The 15,731-nt window shown below is 66.3% G+C and carries 15 protein-coding genes; 11 read left to right on the top strand and 4 right to left on the bottom strand.

Going from position 1 to position 15,731, the window contains the following annotated elements:
• Nucleotides 1–142: 142 nt before the first annotated feature.
• Nucleotides 143–1,000, bottom strand: coding sequence for a DUF4097 family beta strand repeat-containing protein (locus KF759_RS09025; RefSeq protein ID WP_291224701.1), 858 nt, complete (start codon nt 998–1,000; stop codon nt 143–145).
• 161 nt (nt 1,001–1,161) lie between these two features.
• Entirely contained in the window at nt 1,162–3,213 is a 2,052-nt protein-coding gene (locus tag KF759_RS09020; RefSeq protein ID WP_291224699.1) for a sodium-translocating pyrophosphatase, read from the bottom strand.
• 197 nt (nt 3,214–3,410) lie between these two features.
• On the opposite strand from KF759_RS09020, the gene KF759_RS09015 reads away from it, so the two are divergent.
• The 3 genes from KF759_RS09015 (at nt 3,411) to KF759_RS09005 (ending at nt 5,993) form a co-directional block, all read left to right on the top strand.
• Entirely contained in the window at nt 3,411–4,652 is a 1,242-nt protein-coding gene (locus KF759_RS09015; protein WP_291224697.1) for a M23 family metallopeptidase, read from the top strand.
• 60 nt (nt 4,653–4,712) lie between these two features.
• Nucleotides 4,713–5,219 carry a DUF2165 domain-containing protein gene (locus KF759_RS09010; RefSeq protein WP_291224695.1) on the top strand — a complete coding sequence of 169 codons (507 nt, stop codon included), beginning with the start codon at nt 4,713–4,715 and terminating at the stop codon, nt 5,217–5,219.
• Nucleotides 5,220–5,363: 144 nt separating this feature from the next.
• The gene (locus tag KF759_RS09005) at nt 5,364–5,993 is read left to right on the top strand and encodes a glutathione S-transferase family protein (RefSeq protein ID WP_291224693.1); all 630 of its coding nucleotides are present in this window, start codon (nt 5,364–5,366) and stop codon (nt 5,991–5,993) included.
• A gap of 34 nt (nt 5,994–6,027) precedes the next feature.
• On the opposite strand, the gene KF759_RS09000 is transcribed toward KF759_RS09005, so the two are convergent.
• The gene (locus KF759_RS09000) at nt 6,028–7,287 is read right to left on the bottom strand and encodes a 6-phosphofructokinase (RefSeq protein ID WP_291224691.1); all 1,260 of its coding nucleotides are present in this window, start codon (nt 7,285–7,287) and stop codon (nt 6,028–6,030) included.
• A gap of 135 nt (nt 7,288–7,422) precedes the next feature.
• On the opposite strand from KF759_RS09000, the gene KF759_RS08995 reads away from it, so the two are divergent.
• From KF759_RS08995 to KF759_RS08980, 4 genes are read left to right on the top strand one after another with little or no spacing between them, the layout of a single operon-like run.
• Nucleotides 7,423–7,998, top strand: coding sequence for an adenylate kinase (locus KF759_RS08995; RefSeq protein ID WP_291224689.1), 576 nt, complete (start codon nt 7,423–7,425; stop codon nt 7,996–7,998).
• A 30-nt stretch (nt 7,999–8,028) separates the two neighbouring features.
• Nucleotides 8,029–8,571 (top strand): hypothetical protein, encoded by a 543-nt coding sequence (locus tag KF759_RS08990; protein ID WP_291224687.1) that lies wholly within the window; start codon nt 8,029–8,031, stop codon nt 8,569–8,571.
• Between the two features lie 15 nt (nt 8,572–8,586).
• Nucleotides 8,587–10,029: a UDP-N-acetylmuramate:L-alanyl-gamma-D-glutamyl-meso-diaminopimelate ligase gene (gene mpl, locus KF759_RS08985; protein ID WP_291224685.1), complete on the top strand. Its 1,443-nt coding sequence runs from the start codon at nt 8,587–8,589 to the stop codon at nt 10,027–10,029.
• 40 nt (nt 10,030–10,069) lie between these two features.
• The gene (locus KF759_RS08980; protein ID WP_291224683.1) at nt 10,070–10,660 is read left to right on the top strand and encodes an LON peptidase substrate-binding domain-containing protein; all 591 of its coding nucleotides are present in this window, start codon (nt 10,070–10,072) and stop codon (nt 10,658–10,660) included.
• 9 nt (nt 10,661–10,669) lie between these two features.
• Here KF759_RS08980 and KF759_RS08975 read toward each other — a convergent pair whose 3' ends face one another.
• Complete coding sequence (locus KF759_RS08975) at nt 10,670–10,882, bottom strand: hypothetical protein (RefSeq protein ID WP_291224681.1); 213 nt, start codon at nt 10,880–10,882, stop codon at nt 10,670–10,672.
• A 124-nt stretch (nt 10,883–11,006) separates the two neighbouring features.
• Here KF759_RS08975 and KF759_RS08970 point away from each other — a divergent pair, with 124 nt between their 5' ends.
• The 4 genes from KF759_RS08970 (at nt 11,007) to KF759_RS08950 (ending at nt 15,665) form a co-directional block, all read left to right on the top strand.
• Nucleotides 11,007–11,294 carry a hypothetical protein gene (locus KF759_RS08970; protein WP_291224679.1) on the top strand — a complete coding sequence of 96 codons (288 nt, stop codon included), beginning with the start codon at nt 11,007–11,009 and terminating at the stop codon, nt 11,292–11,294.
• Between the two features lie 324 nt (nt 11,295–11,618).
• Nucleotides 11,619–12,041 (top strand): VOC family protein, encoded by a 423-nt coding sequence (locus tag KF759_RS08960; protein WP_291224744.1) that lies wholly within the window; start codon nt 11,619–11,621, stop codon nt 12,039–12,041.
• Nucleotides 12,042–12,371: 330 nt separating this feature from the next.
• Nucleotides 12,372–14,168, top strand: a complete 1,797-nt coding sequence (locus KF759_RS08955) for a leucine-rich repeat domain-containing protein (protein WP_291224677.1) — start codon at nt 12,372–12,374, stop codon at nt 14,166–14,168.
• A 261-nt stretch (nt 14,169–14,429) separates the two neighbouring features.
• On the top strand, nt 14,430–15,665 hold the full coding sequence (locus KF759_RS08950) for an acetylornithine/succinylornithine family transaminase (protein WP_291224675.1): 1,236 nt from the start codon (nt 14,430–14,432) through the stop codon (nt 15,663–15,665).
• The last annotated feature ends 66 nt before the right edge of the window (nt 15,666–15,731 follow it).

The raw sequence follows: 15,731 nt of genomic DNA, 5'->3' as shown, positions 1-15,731 counted from the left end.
GCATGGCGATGACAGGTTTCCAGTGGGGGAAACGCGCCGTTACAAGGGCGCGGGCCTCAAAGCGCAATGGCTCGCACGCCGCAGCGCCCGTGCGCGAGCACCGCGCCAGCGCCCGGTGCGCGCTGGCGGGTTCCTGCGCCGCTCAATCGTCGGAGTCCTCACCCATCGAATCGCGCGGGACCTCGACCTTGCCGCGCACGTTGCGGTGCGTGATGTCGCCCAGACCATGCGAGCGCACCACCAGGTCGCCACCGACCCCGTCAACGTCCAGATCGCCCGTACCCAGCGATTGGACCCGCACGTCATGCGCGATCTGACCGAGGCGGACGTCGCCGGTATCGATGTTGCCGATCTCGACCGAGCCGCCGACCTTGTCCAGGTGCAGGTCACCGGCACTGATTCCCGCCAGGCGTGCATCGCCATGCACGTCATGCAGCTTGATGTCGCCCGCTGCGGCGCGCTTGACTTCGAGCGAGCCCAGACCGCCCCCCTCGACATCGCCGGCAGCCAGATCGAGGACGACGGCGCCGGCAATGTCGTTGAGCTTGAGATCACCCGCGGACGACTTGAAATCCAGGCTCGCCACGCTGCTGACATCGACATCACCCGCTGCGGCATCGACCTTCAGCGCGAGGTCCCTGGGCATGCGCACGGCGAGCTTGAGCCCTGCGTAACGGACCCCGCCAATGCTGATATTGACCGCGCTGCTCTCATGGCGCGCGGTAACGATGAGGCGATCGCCCTCGCGCTTGTGCTCGACCTGGAATGGCGCAAGTCCTTCCTTGCTCGATGCACAGATGCGCCCACGCACTTCGACCTTCGTGAGCCCGGCGACTCCTTCGATCGTCGCATCACTGGCGCCCAGGTCGAGTGCGAGGGTCTTGAGGGACGCCGCATCGACGTCGAAGTCGCGCTGCTCGCTGAACTTGCAGTCATCGGCAAGGGCGCGACCGGAAACGAGCGCCGCGAGCAGCGCGGCGATGGCAAGGACACGGTACATGGCGCAACTCCGTTGAGGGAACGTCCATGAGACGCAAGCGGGCGTGGAAAGGTTTAAGAAGAGTCGCCTCGCGAGCGCGGAGCCGACAATTCGAGCATGCCGCATGAAAGCAAAAGCCCGGCTTGCGCCGGGCTCTTGCTTGGATCCAATGTGATCTTCGACTACAACAGCGGCACCAGCAGCAGGGCGACGATGTTGATGATCTTGATCAGCGGGTTCACGGCCGGGCCGGCGGTGTCCTTGTAGGGATCGCCCACGGTGTCGCCGGTGACCGCGGCCTTGTGCGCATCCGAGCCCTTGCCGCCGAAGTTTCCGTCTTCGATGTACTTCTTGGCGTTGTCCCAGGCACCGCCGCCGGTGGTCATCGAGATCGCCACGAACAGGCCGGTGACGATGGTGCCGATGAGCATGCCGCCGAGCGCCTGCACGCCAGCGAGCGGACCACCGAGCCAACGGAAACCGAAGGCGACGATGATCGGCACCAGCACCGGCAGCAGCGAGGGAATCATCATTTCCTTGATCGCGGCCTTGGTCAGCAGGTCGACCGCCTTGTCGTACTGCGGCTTGCCGCTGCCGTCCATGATGCCCTTGATCTCGCGGAACTGGCGGCGCACTTCCTCGACCACCGCACCGGCGGCGCGGCCGACCGCTTCCATCGCCATCGCACCGAACAGGTAGGGGATCAGGCCGCCGATGAGCAGGCCGATGATCACGTAGTGGTTGGAGATGTCGAAGGTGAAGACCTGGCCCGGGTGCTCGACGCCGAGCTTGTGGGTGTAGTCGGCGAACAGCACCAGCGCGGCCAGACCCGCCGAACCGATCGCGTAGCCCTTGGTCACTGCCTTGGTGGTGTTGCCCACCGCATCGAGCGGATCGGTGACCGCGCGCACTTCCTTGGGCAGCTCGGCCATCTCGGCGATGCCACCGGCGTTGTCGGTGATCGGACCGTAGGCGTCGAGCGCGACGATCATGCCGGTCATCGACAGCATCGCGGTCGCGGCGATGGCAATGCCATACAGCTCGGCGAGGTAGTAGGCGCCCCAGATCGCCGCGCACACGGCCAGCACCGGCCAGGCGGTCGACTTCATCGAGATGCCGATGCCGGCAATGATGTTGGTGGCATGGCCCGTGGTCGAAGCCTTGGCGACATGCCGCACCGGGCCGTATTCGGTCGCGGTGTAGTACTCGGTGATGATGACCATCGCGCCAGTCAGGACGAGGCCGATCACGGCGCAGCCGAACACGTTCCACACGCCGTACTGACTGCCGGCCATGAGCTCCTGGGTGACCGGGATGAAGGCCAGCAGCGCAAGCACGCCGGAAACGATCACGCCCTTGTACAGCGCGTTCATGATCTTGCCGCCGGAATGCTTGACGAAGAAGGTGCCGATGATCGAGGCGATGATCGACACGCCGCCGATCACCAGCGGATAGAGCACGCCGTTGGGGCCGGCCTGGGTCGCCATCACGCCGCCGAGCAGCATCGTCGCGACCAGGGTCACCGCGTAGGTTTCGAACAGGTCGGCGGCCATGCCGGCGCAGTCGCCGACGTTGTCACCGACGTTGTCGGCGATCACCGCCGGGTTGCGCGGATCGTCCTCGGGAATGCCCGCCTCGACCTTGCCGACGAGGTCGGCGCCGACGTCGGCGCCCTTGGTGAAGATGCCGCCGCCCAGACGCGCGAAGATCGAGATCAGCGAAGAGCCGAAGGCCAGGCCGACCAAGGCATGCAGCGCCTGATCGGGCGTGCTGCCGAACTTGAGCAAGCCGACGTAGTAGCCGGCAACGCCGAGCAGGGCCAGGCCCACCACCAGCATGCCGGTGATCGCGCCGCCGCGGAAGGCGACCGCGAGCGCCGCGGGAATGCCGCCGCGCGCGGCCTCGGCCGTGCGCACGTTGGCACGCACCGAGATGTTCATGCCGATGTAGCCGGTCAGACCCGAGAGCACCGCGCCGATCGCAAAGCCGATCGCCGTCTGCCAGTCGAGCGCGAATCCGATGATCACCAGCAGCACCACGCCGACGATGGCGATCGTGCGGTACTGGCGATTGAGATAGGCACGCGCGCCTTCCTGGATCGCCGCGGCGATCTCCTGCATGCGCTCATTGCCGGCCGGCTTGGCCAGGATCCAGCGGATCGACCAGGCGCCATAAACGATCGCGAGCACGGCACAGGCCAGCGCGATCCACAAACCGTGTTGACTGAACGACATCGACTTCCCCTCGGTATCAAGGACGTGGAAATACGGCAAAAGTTGGGGCAAAACGCGGCAAGTATACCGTCTGGCCTGCGTTCAGGTAGCGCCGATGCGACTTGAGGCGGCGCCAATGAGCGGCGATGATCCTCGTCCTTGCGAACGTGCGCGTTTGCTGGCATGTCTCATTTCACCCATCGCCACGGTCTCGCCCCATGACGCCGATTCGTCCAGATCCCCGCTCGTTCCTGGCCTGCCTGCTGGCCCTCACCGCCGGGTTTGCCGAGGCCGGCACGCTCACTGCCGAGATCCACCACATCCCTTCGCCGCTGCCCACCCCCAATGGCCGCGTGCTGGTCTACGAACTGGCAGTGCGCAATTTCAGCGGCGCGTGCGCGCGCATCGTCGATGTGCGCGCATTCGGCGATGGTGAAGCACTGCGTCGTTACCAGGGCAGCTCGATTGCGCCCAACACGCTGGTCTACGACGCGCAGATGCAGCCCCTCCCCAATCCAGCCGCGGGCCAGACGCGGATTCATCCGGTCGACCTGCCCGCCGGCGGCGGCGCGGTGGTCTACTTCTTTCTCGCCTTCGACAACAACCTGCCGCTGCCCGCGCGCCTGCAGCACGAAGTCGACAGCACCGCCTGCAGCGCTGGCGCAAGCACTCGCAGCACCGCCACGACCGAGTCGGCGATTTCACGCGCCGCGCCGGTGATGGTCGGCTTGCCGTTTCGCGGCACCGGTTGGGTCGCGGGCGATTCGGCCAACGATTTCGGCACGCACCGGCGCACGCTGATCCCCGGCCGCAGGGCCGATGGCTCGGTGATCGTCGGCCAGTTCAGCGCCCCCGAGCGCTACGCGATCGACTGGGTCAAGGTCGACGACCAGGCGCGCCGCGCAATCGGTCCGCTCGACCGCAACGCGAGCTATCTGGCCTGGGGCGAGGAGATCATCGCGGTCGCGGACGGCGTCATCGCCGGCATCCGCGACGGCATGCCCGAGAGCACGCCACCGCGCAATCCACCCAATCCGACCGTCGAGATGGCCGGCGGCAACTACATCATGCAGGACATCGGCGGCGGGCATTTCGCGTTCTATGCACATCTGCAACCGGGCAGCCTGCGCGTGCGCGTCGGCCAGCCGGTGCAGCGCGGCCAGCTGATCGCGCGGCTGGGCAACAGCGGCAACACCAGCGAGCCGCATCTGCATTTCCATGTTTCGAGCAATCCCGATCCCTTGTATTCCGAAGGCTTGCCCTACGTGTTCGAACGCTATGAACTCACCGGCCAGGCCAATGACATGGAAGACGGCGGCAATCTGTTCAGCGACCTGAGCACGCAGGCGCCCTCACCGAAATTCTCGCTGATGCCGGCCAGCTATTCCGTGCTCAATGCCGATGTCACGGTGAGCGGTCCGGCGGGCTGGGCCTTCCCTATCCTCTACCCCAATCATTGAGACTCGCCCACCGCGCGCCGGAACCTTGGAATCGGCGGTGAGTCGCTGCGGAGCATGCCGATGCTGATCCTGCGCTGGTCCAAATGTACGTGCGTTGCCGCGGTGGCGCTGTATGCGAGTCTGGTCGCGTTCGGCAATCTCAGCGATTACGGCAGCAATCTCGCCTTCGTCCAGCATGTGCTGGCGATGGACACGATCTTCGCCGACAGCACGATCCGCTGGCGCGCGATCGAGCAGCCGGCGCTGCAGCATCTCGCCTACGCCGCGATCATCGCCGGCGAGGCGATCACCGCGGGGCTTTGCTGGTTCGGCGCCTGGCGCATGTGGCGCCAACGTCACGCTGCGGCAACACGCTTCCAGCATGCCAAGGCCTGGGCAATCGGCGGCCTCACCCTCGGTTTCGTCGTCTGGCAGGTCGGTTTCATGTCGATCGGTGGTGAATGGTTCGGCATGTGGATGTCGAGCCAGTGGAATGGCAGCGAAAGCGCGTTCCGCTGCTTCATGCTGATCCTGTGTGTCTTGATCTTCGTCAGCCTGCGCGACGACGAATTCGTCGCGCCGCCTTGAGTAACATCGCGTTGAGCGCGGGCGATTCGCGGAAATCGCCGCACAGCGATCGTCCCTGCTGCGGGCGCGACGCCGGCGTGGCAGGATGACCGTCGCATCGCGATCGCCTGGCCGTCCATGACCCCGCCCTACACGGAACCTGCCATGTACACGCTCTACTTCTCGCCCGGTTCGGCCAATCTCGTCGTGCATCTGGCCCTGCTCGAGATCGGCTCACCCTACACGCTCGAACGCGTCGACTTCGACAAGGACGAACAACACGGAGCGCGCTACCTCGCGCTCAATCCGCTGGGCGTGGTGCCGACGCTCGTCGTGGATGGCAAGCCGCACGGCGAAGCCGCGGCGCTGGCGATGCTGCTGGCCGAACGCCATCCCGATGCGCGCCTTGCGCCGCTCGCGGGCAGCCCGCAGCGCGCCGATTACCTGCAGTGGATGTTCTATCTCGCCAATACCCTGCAGCCATTGTTCCGCCAATGGTTCTTCCCCGGCGATCACCTGCCCGAAGCCGCCGAGACGATCAAGCACGCCGCGCGCATCGGCATCGAGAAATGCTGGAGCCATATCGACGCACATCTGGCCCAACATGGCCCGCACCTGCTCGGCGAACAGCACGGGCTGGTCGATTTCTATGCGCTCATGCTGATGCGCTGGTCGCGCAACATGCCGCGCCCGGCGACGAGCTGGCCGCATCTGGCCGCGCTGGCAAGCGCGCTCAAGGCGCGACCGAGCTGGAAGCGGCTGTACGAACTGGAGGGACTGACTGAGTGGCCGTGAAACGCCTGGCCTCGCCGGAGCCCTGCGGCGCTGCTCAATCGCTGATCGAATACGCCGGCAGCTTGCGCCGCACCGGCGCGTTCTTCAGACGCACGTAATCGGGCAGGCCATCGCGCAGGTAGGGCGGCGCATCCTCGCCGCGGATCAGCGGCTCCAGGTAGCGACGCGCGGCGACGGTGATGCCGTAGCCGTCGCGAGTGATGTAGTTCTTCGGCAGCTTCTTTTCGTGGTTGGCGATCTTCGCCAGCGGCGCCGGCTCGATCTTCCAGCGATACGGCGCATCCGAGGTGCGCACGATCACCGGCATCACCGCATGCTTGCCTGCGAGCGCGTATTCGACCGCGGCCTTGCCCACCGCCCAGGCGTGCTCGACGTCGGTCTTCGAGGCCAGATGACGCGCCGAGCGTTGCAGGTAATCGGGCAGTGCCCAGTGAACCTTGAAGCCGAGCTGCTGCTTGACCCGTTGCGCGAGCACCGGGGCGACACCGCCGAGCTGGCTGTGGCCAAACGCATCGCGGGTACCGGCTTCGGCGAGGAACTGACCGGCCGCGTTCTTCAGGCCTTCCGAAGCGACCACGGTGCAATAGCCGACCTTGGCGACGGTCGCCTTGACGCGGTCGAGGAAAGCCTCCTCGTCGAAGGCGATTTCCGGAAACAGGATCAGCTGCGGCGGATCACCGGCCTTGCGTGCAGCCATGCCCGCGGACGCGGCAATCCAGCCCGCGTGCCGCCCCATGACCTCGACGATGAACACCTTGGTCGAGGACGCGCACATCGACTCGACATCGAGACTGGCCTCGGCGACCGACACCGCGGTGTACTTGGCCACCGAACCGAAACCCGGGCAGCAGTCGGTTACAGCAAGATCGTTGTCGACGGTCTTGGGCACGCCGATCACATTGACCGGGTAGCCCAGTTCGCGGCCGACCTGCGAGATCTTGAGCGCGGTATCGGCCGAATCGTTGCCGCCGTTGTAGAGGAAGGTGCGGATGTCGTGCGCCTTGAACACCGCGATCAGGCGCTCGTACTGCGCGCGGTTCTGCTCGATCGACTTGAGCTTGTAACGGCAGGAACCGAACGCGCCGCCGGGCGTGTGGCGCAGCGCGCGGATCGCGGCGGCGCTCTCGCGAGTGGTGTCGATCAGGTCCTCGCGCAGCGCACCGATGATGCCGTTGCGCGCCGCCAGCACGGGCAGCTTGCGCGAACGCGCGGTGGCGATCACCGCAGCGGCGGTGGTGTTGATGACGGCGGTGACGCCGCCCGACTGCGCGTACAGAAGTCGGCCCTGGCTCATTGCGGGTGGTCCTTCGCGGTTTGATGGTGGTTTGACACGTTTCCGGGCAGCCGCTAGCGTTGAAGCCTGTCACCGCTGCCAGCCGGCGCGGCCCTTCCCCTAGTATGCAACGCCCAGTGGCGTTCACGGATCAACATGCGACTGGTTCTTCTTGGTGCACCCGGTTCGGGCAAGGGCACACAGGCCGAACGCCTCAAGCAGCAGCTTCAGGTTCCCCACATCTCCACCGGCGACCTGCTGCGCGCCGCGGTCAAGGCCGGCACGCCGCTCGGGCTCAAGGCCAAGGCGGTGATGGAAGCGGGCCAGCTGGTGTCCGATGACATCGTGCTGGGCATGCTCGAAGAGCGTTTGAACCAAGCCGACGCCGCACGCGGCTTCATCCTCGACGGTTACCCGCGCAACCTCGCCCAGTGCGCGGCGCTGGAGGCACTGCTCGCGCGCCTGGGCCAGCCGCTCGATGTCGCGGTCAAGCTGGATGTACCCAGCGAACTCATCGTCGAGCGCATCGCCGGCCGCGCTGCCAAGGAAGGACGCCGCGACGATACGCCCGAAACCGTGCGCGAGCGCCTGCGCGTGTACAGCGAACAGACCGAACCGGTCGCGCGCCATTTCGAACAGATCGGCAAGCTGCGCTGCGTCGATGGCGTGGGCGAACTCGAGGATATTTCGCGCCGCGTGCTGGACGCCTTGCCCAAGACCACTGCCGCCTGATCGGCACCCCGGCCTGCGCTGCGGCCCGCGATGAACCGGCCCGACCCCGCCCCGACCACCCTGCCCGCCCGCGTGCTTGGCCTGTGCCTGCTGCGTGGTGGCCCGCAAGATCTGCCTTGGTCGCCGCGCCTGCTGATCGTGCTGCTGCTGGCGAGCACCGCGCTCGATGTGCTGCTCGGCAACACGCTGGCCGGAGACGGCAACGCGCTGGCACGCTCGCTGCTGTCCTCGCTGGTGATACTCGGCCTGTGCTGGGTGGCGCTGGCATTGCGCGATCTGCGCAACCGCTACGTGCAGACCGCCACCGCGATCGTCGCCACCAGCATGGCTTTCACGCTGGTGCAGGGCTTCGTACTGCTGGTGGGCGGCATGCCGCCGGCGACGACACCGGCAACGACTGCGCAGATGCTGATGGCCTGGTTGTTGTTCGGCGTGTTCCTGTGGCAGGTCGCGGCGATCGCCCACATCGTGCGCCATGCCGCCGACATGAGTTCCGGCTTCGCGCTGACTCTGGTGGTCGCGTGGATCGTCGCCTGGTGGGCGATCGAGCAAATCGTCTTCGGCCCGGGCTGACAAGGAACCTACCTCATGCGCCTGCACATACTCGGCATCTGCGGCACCTTCATGGGCGGCATCGCCGCGCTCGCGCGCGAACTCGGACACGAAGTGGAAGGCTCGGATGCGAACGTGTATCCGCCGATGTCGAGCCAGCTCGAACACCTCGGCATCCGCCTGTCGCAGGGCTATCGCGCCGAGCACCTGCAGCCCGCACCGGACCTGGTGATCGTCGGCAATGCGCTCTCGCGCGGCAATCCGGCGATCGAGCACCTGCTCGATGCGCGCCTGCCCTATGTGTCCGGCCCGCAATGGCTCGGCGACACGCTGCTGCGCCATCGCCGCGTGCTCGCGGTGGCCGGCACCCACGGCAAGACCACCACCACCTCGATGCTGGCGTGGATACTCGAAGCGGCCGGGCGCGAACCGGGCTTCCTCGTCGGTGGCGTGCCCGCCAATTTCGGCGTGTCGGCACGACTGGGTCGAAGCCGCCATCGCGCGGATGAGGGGGAGGCAGGGACGCCCGCCGGGGAGCGCTCCAGGGACGGAACTGCGGAGCAGCCTGCGACGGATTTCGTCATCGAAGCCGACGAATACGACACCGCGTTCTTCGACAAGCGCAGCAAGTTCGTCCATTACCACCCGTCGATCGCGATCCTCAACAACCTCGAATACGACCACGCCGACATCTTCCCCGACATCGCCGCGATCCAGCGCCAGTTCCACCACCTCGTGCGCATCGTGCCGGGCAATGGACGCCTGATCGTCAACGCCGAGGATCCGCGCCTGGCCGAAGTCCTCGCGATGGGTTGCTGGAGTCACCTGGAAACCTTCGGCATCGAAGCGGGCGACTGGCGCGCGCAACTGGTGAGTGCCGATGGCTCGCGCTTCATCGTCAGTCACCACGGGCAGGAACTTGGCCAGGCACAGTGGCAACTCAATGGTCGCCACAACGTGATGAACGCACTCGCCGCGATCGCGGCCGCGCACGCTGCCGGCGTGCCTGCCGTCGATTCGATCGCGGCCTTGAGCACCTTCAACAACGTCGCGCGACGCATGGAGCTCATCACCGACATCCACGGCATCCGCGTCTACGACGACTTCGCCCACCACCCGACTGCAATCGCCACCACGCTCGCCGGCCTGCGTGCGAAGGTCGGCGCGGCGCGGATTCTGGTCGGCATGGAACCCCGCTCCAATTCGATGCGCATGGGCGCGCATGCCGCCGAACTCGCACCGTCGTTGCGCGACGCCGATGCGGTGGTGTTGCTGGCACGGCCCGAGCTCGCGTGGGATGCCAGCGGCATCGTCACCGCGCTCGCTGGTCGCGGCGCGGCGGTGGCGAGCGTCGATGCGCTGATCACGGCGCTGCTGCAACAGGCCCGCAAGGGTGACCATGTCGTGTTCATGTCCAACGGGGGCTTCGAGAACGCGCCGCGGCGCTTCGCCGCGGCACTCGAACCGGGCGGCCGCTGATGCATGACACGCGCGCCCACCGCAGCGTCGTTGCCGCCGCGTGAATACGTTCGACCTGGCGCTGTTTCCGCTCGCCAGCGTGCTGCTTCCCGGCGCCCTGTTCGATCTGCGCATTTTCGAACCACGCTATCTCGACCTCGTGCGCGAGTGCACGCGCGAAGACCGCGCCTTCGGTGTGTGCCTGATCCTCGCGGGTCAGGAAGTCGGCGCGCCCGCCGTGCCCGCGGCAGTCGGCACGCTCGCCCGCATCATCGATTTCCACACCTTGCCCGATGGTCTGCTCGGCATCCGCGTGCAGGGCGGTGCACGCTTCCGCGTGATGCACACACGCGTGCGCGACAACGGCTTGCTGCATGGCGAGGTCGCGCTGTGCACGAAGGACATCGCGCAGCCGCTGCCCCCCGAATACGCGCTGTTGGCGACGATCCTCGAACGACTGCTCGAGCGCATCGGCGGCTTTGCCGACGCCTATGAACGCGCCTTGCTCGATGATGCGTGCTGGGTGGGCTGGCGATTGACCGAACACCTGCCCTTGCCCGCAACCGAGCGACAGCATCTCTTGCAACTGGACGAGCCGATCGCGCGGCTCGCTGCGCTCACGCGCCTGTTGTCGCGCATCCAGAGCGAGTGAAACCGTGCTTCAAGCCGGATCCGGCAGCTTGGTCGACTCGACGGCAGGCACCGGCGTCAGCAAGCCAGCCGGCTTCAAGCGCTCGACGCGCGCCCGATAGCGATCGTCGTGATTGCCCCAAATCGCTTCCCCGAGCAACTCCTGTTCGAGCCGGTGACGCCCGCCATCGATCACCCGCAGCTGCGGACGGACGGCATTCCCGGCCCTCTCTCCCTCGCCCATGGGCGCTGCTCCAGGCTGATCGCTACGCTGTCATGATATGCGCGCGACGCCCCACCTGTCGCGGATCATCGCGATCACGGATCGCGCAGCCATCACTCGCATCAGCTGCAGGAGGAAGCCACCGATGTCTCCACTGGGTTGGTTAGTCGCCGCGATCATCGCCGTGATCCTCGCGCAGATCGTGCTGCGCCTGGTCATTCCCAAGGCGCCCAAGGAGAAGATGTTTCGCTGCGCGCGCTGCGGGGCGAACACCCTGCACAGTGATCGCACCGTGTTCGCCTGGACGCGCGGCGAGCGCATGTTCTACTGCGATCCGTGCAACAGCGCGTGGCTGGAATCGTGCACACCCGCGCAACGCGCCAAGTACGATCGCAACATGGCGCGGATGGAGCGCGCGCGCCGGCGACGCTGAGGGCGGGACTGCCTTTTGCCGATGGTCGCACCCGAATTCGCTCCCCTTCCCTGCTTCAACTGAATCCCTTGCCTGCGCTCGAGTGCGTCGATGAGCACCACTGGGCTGCTGACCTTGGGTGAACGCTACTGGCTGCCGGTCTACCGGCCACGTGCACTCGTGCTCGAACGCGGCCCGGGCTGTCGCGCGGGGGATACGCATGGGCGCGAATACCCCGACTTCGGCGCACGCCGGCCGGCGACCGCTGCGCCGCCTTGCGCCGTACTGGCGCAGGCACGAACGCGGCGCGAAAATCGGCATTCCGCGCCGCTGCCAGGCTACGCCATGCGTTATCTGCACACGATGATCCGCGTCCACGATCTGGACGCAGCGCTGAAGTTCTTCTGCCAGGGTCTTGGCCTGCATGAAGTGCGCCGCATGGACAACGAAGCGGGCAAGTTCACGCTCGTCTTCCTCGCCGCCGAAGGCTCGCCGCAGGCCGAGATCGAACTCACCCACAACTGGGGTTCGGACGAGGACTACGGCAGCGCGCGCAACTTCGGCCACCTCGCCTTCGAGGTCGAGGACATCTACGCAAGCTGCGCACATCTGGCTGCGCTGGGCGTGACGATCAACCGCCCGCCACGCGACGGCCACATGGCCTTCGTGCGTTCACCGGACCTGATCTCGATCGAACTCTTGCAGAAGGGTGCGCGCCTGCCACCCGCCGAACCCTGGGCCTCGATGCCCAACACCGGCGTGTGGTGATCGCGCACCTTGCATGCCGCGTGCAGCGCGGGACAAGGAAGCACCGGACGGGATCGACGTTCCGGCAGCCGTTTTCACCTCTGGCAGCGGCGTATTCGATCGCGGACATTGCGACCTTGCCTTCCGGGTGCAGCCGGCAGCCGGCATGGGCGCAGGCAAGCTGCGGCATGGAAAATCACGACACATGCGACTGCGATCCCGATTTTCCCTGCCGCAAGCTGCCAGACTCGGCGGGCCCGCAGTCCGGGGCAGGACTACTCATTGGACACGTACAAGGAGATGCGTTCGTGAAACCCCTCCTCAGCGCTGTTTTTTCCGCCCGCCCTGGCGATGTTTTCCCTGCTCGGCCTTTCCGTATCCACGCAGGCGGCTGTACCGGCCACCGAGCGGCAGGTACTGATGGACCTCTACAACGGCACCAATGGTGCCGCCTGGACCACCCACACGAACTGGACGGTCGGCGACCCCTGCGAGAACGCCTGGTACGGCATTGTCTGCGATGACGGCAACGCGCATGTGACAGAACTCTGTTTGCAGCAGAACAATCTCGGCGGCAGCATCCCCGACCTCGGCGGTTTGACTTCGCTGACGTGGTTCGACGTGAGCTACAACCAGCTCAGCGGCAGCATTCCCAGCCTCGGCGGATTGACCTCGTTGCAATACTTCTGGGTGAGCAACAATCAGCTCAGCGGCAGCATCCCCGACCTCGGCGGATTGACCTCGCTGCAATCCTTCTCGGTGAGCAGCAATCAGCTCAGCGGCAGCATTCCCAGCCTCGGCGGATTGACCTCGTTGGCGACATTCCGTGTGGACGGCAACGAGCTCAGCGGCAGCATCCCCAGCCTCGATGGATTGACCTCGCTGACGTGGTTCGATGTGAGCAACAACCAGCTCGACGGCAGCATCCCCAGCCTCGATGGATTGACCTCGTTGCAGTCCTTCTCGGTGAGCGACAATCAGCTCAGCGGCAGCATCCCCGACCTCGGCGGATTGACCTCGCTGACGACGTTCGATGCAGGCGGCAACCAGCTCAGCGGCAGCATTCCCGACCTCAGCGGATTGACCTCGCTGACGACGTTCGATGCAGTCGGCAACCAGCTCAGCGGCAGCATTCCCGACCTCAGCGGATTGACCTCGCTGCAGTCCTTCTCGGTGAGCGACAATCAGCTCAGCGGCAGCATCCCCGACCTCGGCGGATTGACCTCGTTGCAATACTTCTGGGTGGGCTACAACCAGCTCAGCGGCAGCATCCCCAACCTCGGCGGATTGACCTCGTTGCAATACTTCTGGGTGGGCTACAACCAGCTCAGCGGCAGCATCCCCGATCTCGGCGGATTGAGCTCGTTGCAGTACTTCTGGGTGAGCAACAACCAGCTCAGCGGCAGCATCCCCAACCTCGGCGGATTGACCTCGTTGCAGTCCTTCCGGGTGGACGACAATCAGCTCAGCGGCAGCATTCCCGACCTCGGCGGATTGACCTCGCTGGTGTCCTTCAGTGCGTACGGTAACCAACTCACGGGCGGCATCCCCAGCCTCGGCGGATTGACCTCGTTGCAGACCTTCTGGGTGAGCAACAACCAGCTCAGCGGCAGCATCCCCGACCTCGGCGGATTGACCTCGTTGCAGGTCTTCTGGGTGGGCTACAACCAGCTCAGCGGCAGCATTCCCGACCTCAGCGGATTGACCTCGTTGCAGTACTTCCGGGTGGATGGCAACGAGCTCAGCGGCACGCCACCCGCCGCGCCACCTGGCCTCGAGCCTGGCCAGTCGGCCCTGTGCAGCAACTTCCTGCACACTCCGTCGCCCACCGATGCCGCGTGGAACGCGGCCACCGGCGGTACCTGGTCGGATGGCTGCACGCCGGGTTATCGGGTGAGCACCTCAGCCACCCCGGGCGGCAGCATCGGCCCTTCGCGCGGGGTGGCCACAGGCGGTGTCGTCAGCATCGATGTCGTCCCCGACGACATGGATCATGTGATCGGCAGCATCGGCGGCAGCTGCGGCGGCACGCTGGTGGGCAATACCTACACCACCGCCCCGGTGATCGCCGATTGCACGGTGATCGCCAACTTCGTCGCGGTGTGGGATTTCATCTTCGCCGACTCGTTCGAGTCGCCGAACCCATAGCCCTGCGAAGACCCGGGGTCGCAGTCCGAAGTATCCCCGGTATCCGCGACGGAGGCGTCGCCCCCGACTGGCACCGGGGCGCAAGCGCCCTCATCCGGCACCCCGAGCCAGACGGCTCGGGGTCATTGCCGGCAAGCTGGTGCGCGTGAGAAAACCCGTAAGCTGCAAGCGGCCGCACGCTGCGCCCATGTACAGTCAGGCTGCGGGTGGATCGTGACTGGCCGCCCGCGCGCGTGAATCACCCAACATCACCAGGACACGATGAAGACTTCCGATCTGCTCGCCCTGGGCGAGCGCTACTGGCTGCCGGTCTACCGGCCACGCGCACTCGTGCTCGAACGTGGCCTGGGCTGCCGCGTGTGGGATACGCAAGGGCGCGAATACGTCGACTTCGGCGCCGGCATTGCAGTCAATGCGCTGGGCCATTGCGATCCCGACCTCGTCGCTGCGCTCACCGAGCAGATGCACAAGCTCTGGCATGTGAGCAATGCGTTCTACAGCGAGCCGCCCCTGCATCTTGCCGCCGAGCTGGTCGAGGCTTCCGGCTTTGCCGAGCGTGCCTTCCTGTGCAACTCGGGCGCCGAAGCCAACGAGGCGGCGATCAAGCTCGTGCGCAAGTGGGCCGCATCACAAGGCCGTGCGCCCGAACGGCGCGTGATCGTGAGCTGCGAAGGCTCGTTCCATGGCCGCACGCTGGCAACGGTGACCGCGACCGCGCAGCCCAAGTATCAGGCCGGCTATGAGCCGCTGCCGGCAGGCTTTCGCCATGTGCCGTTCAATGACGCGGCAGCACTGGCTGCGGCAATGGACAAGGGCGACGTCGCCGCGGTGATGCTCGAGCCCGTGCAGGGCGAAGGCGGCGTGTTGCCTGCGGCGCCGGGCTATCTGGCGCGTGTGCGCGCACTGTGCGATCGGCATGATGCGCTGCTCGTGCTCGATGAAATCCAGTGCGGCATGGGTCGTGCCGGCACGCTGTTTGCGCATGCACAGGATGGCATCGTGCCCGACATCGTGACGCTGGCCAAGGCGCTGGGAGGCGGTTTTCCGATCGGCGCGCTGCTGGCCGGCGCGAAGGTCGCGCAGGTCATGCAGTTCGGCGCGCACGGCACCACCTTCGGCGGCAATCCGCTGGCCAGTGCAGTCGCGCGCGTGGCCTTGCGCAAGCTCGCATCGCCCGACCTGCTGGACAACGTGGCGCGGCAGTCACAGGCACTGCGCGCGGGCCTGGAAGCCATCGGCAGCGATCTGAACCTGTTCGAACTCGTGCGCGGTCGCGGCCTCATGCTCGGCGCGCTGCTGGCCGAAGGCCACAAGGGGCAGGCCGCAGCAATCCTCGATCATGCGGCTGCGCAGGGCCTGCTGATCCTGCAGGCCGGGCCCGACGTGCTGCGCTTCGTGCCACCGATCAACATCGGCGATGTCGATGTCGCCGAGGGGCTCACGCGCCTGCGTGCGGCGCTGGTTGCCTATCGCGCCGCCCGCGCACAGCAGGCCTGAATGCCGACTCCACGCGTCGCAAACCCACGCATGGGGACTACACTGGCAGACCGATTGGAATGCACG

Source organism: Dokdonella sp., assembly GCF_019634815.1.
GTDB lineage: Bacteria > Pseudomonadota > Gammaproteobacteria > Xanthomonadales > Rhodanobacteraceae > Dokdonella_A.
This window is presented reverse-complemented; position numbering and strand designations above follow the sequence as displayed.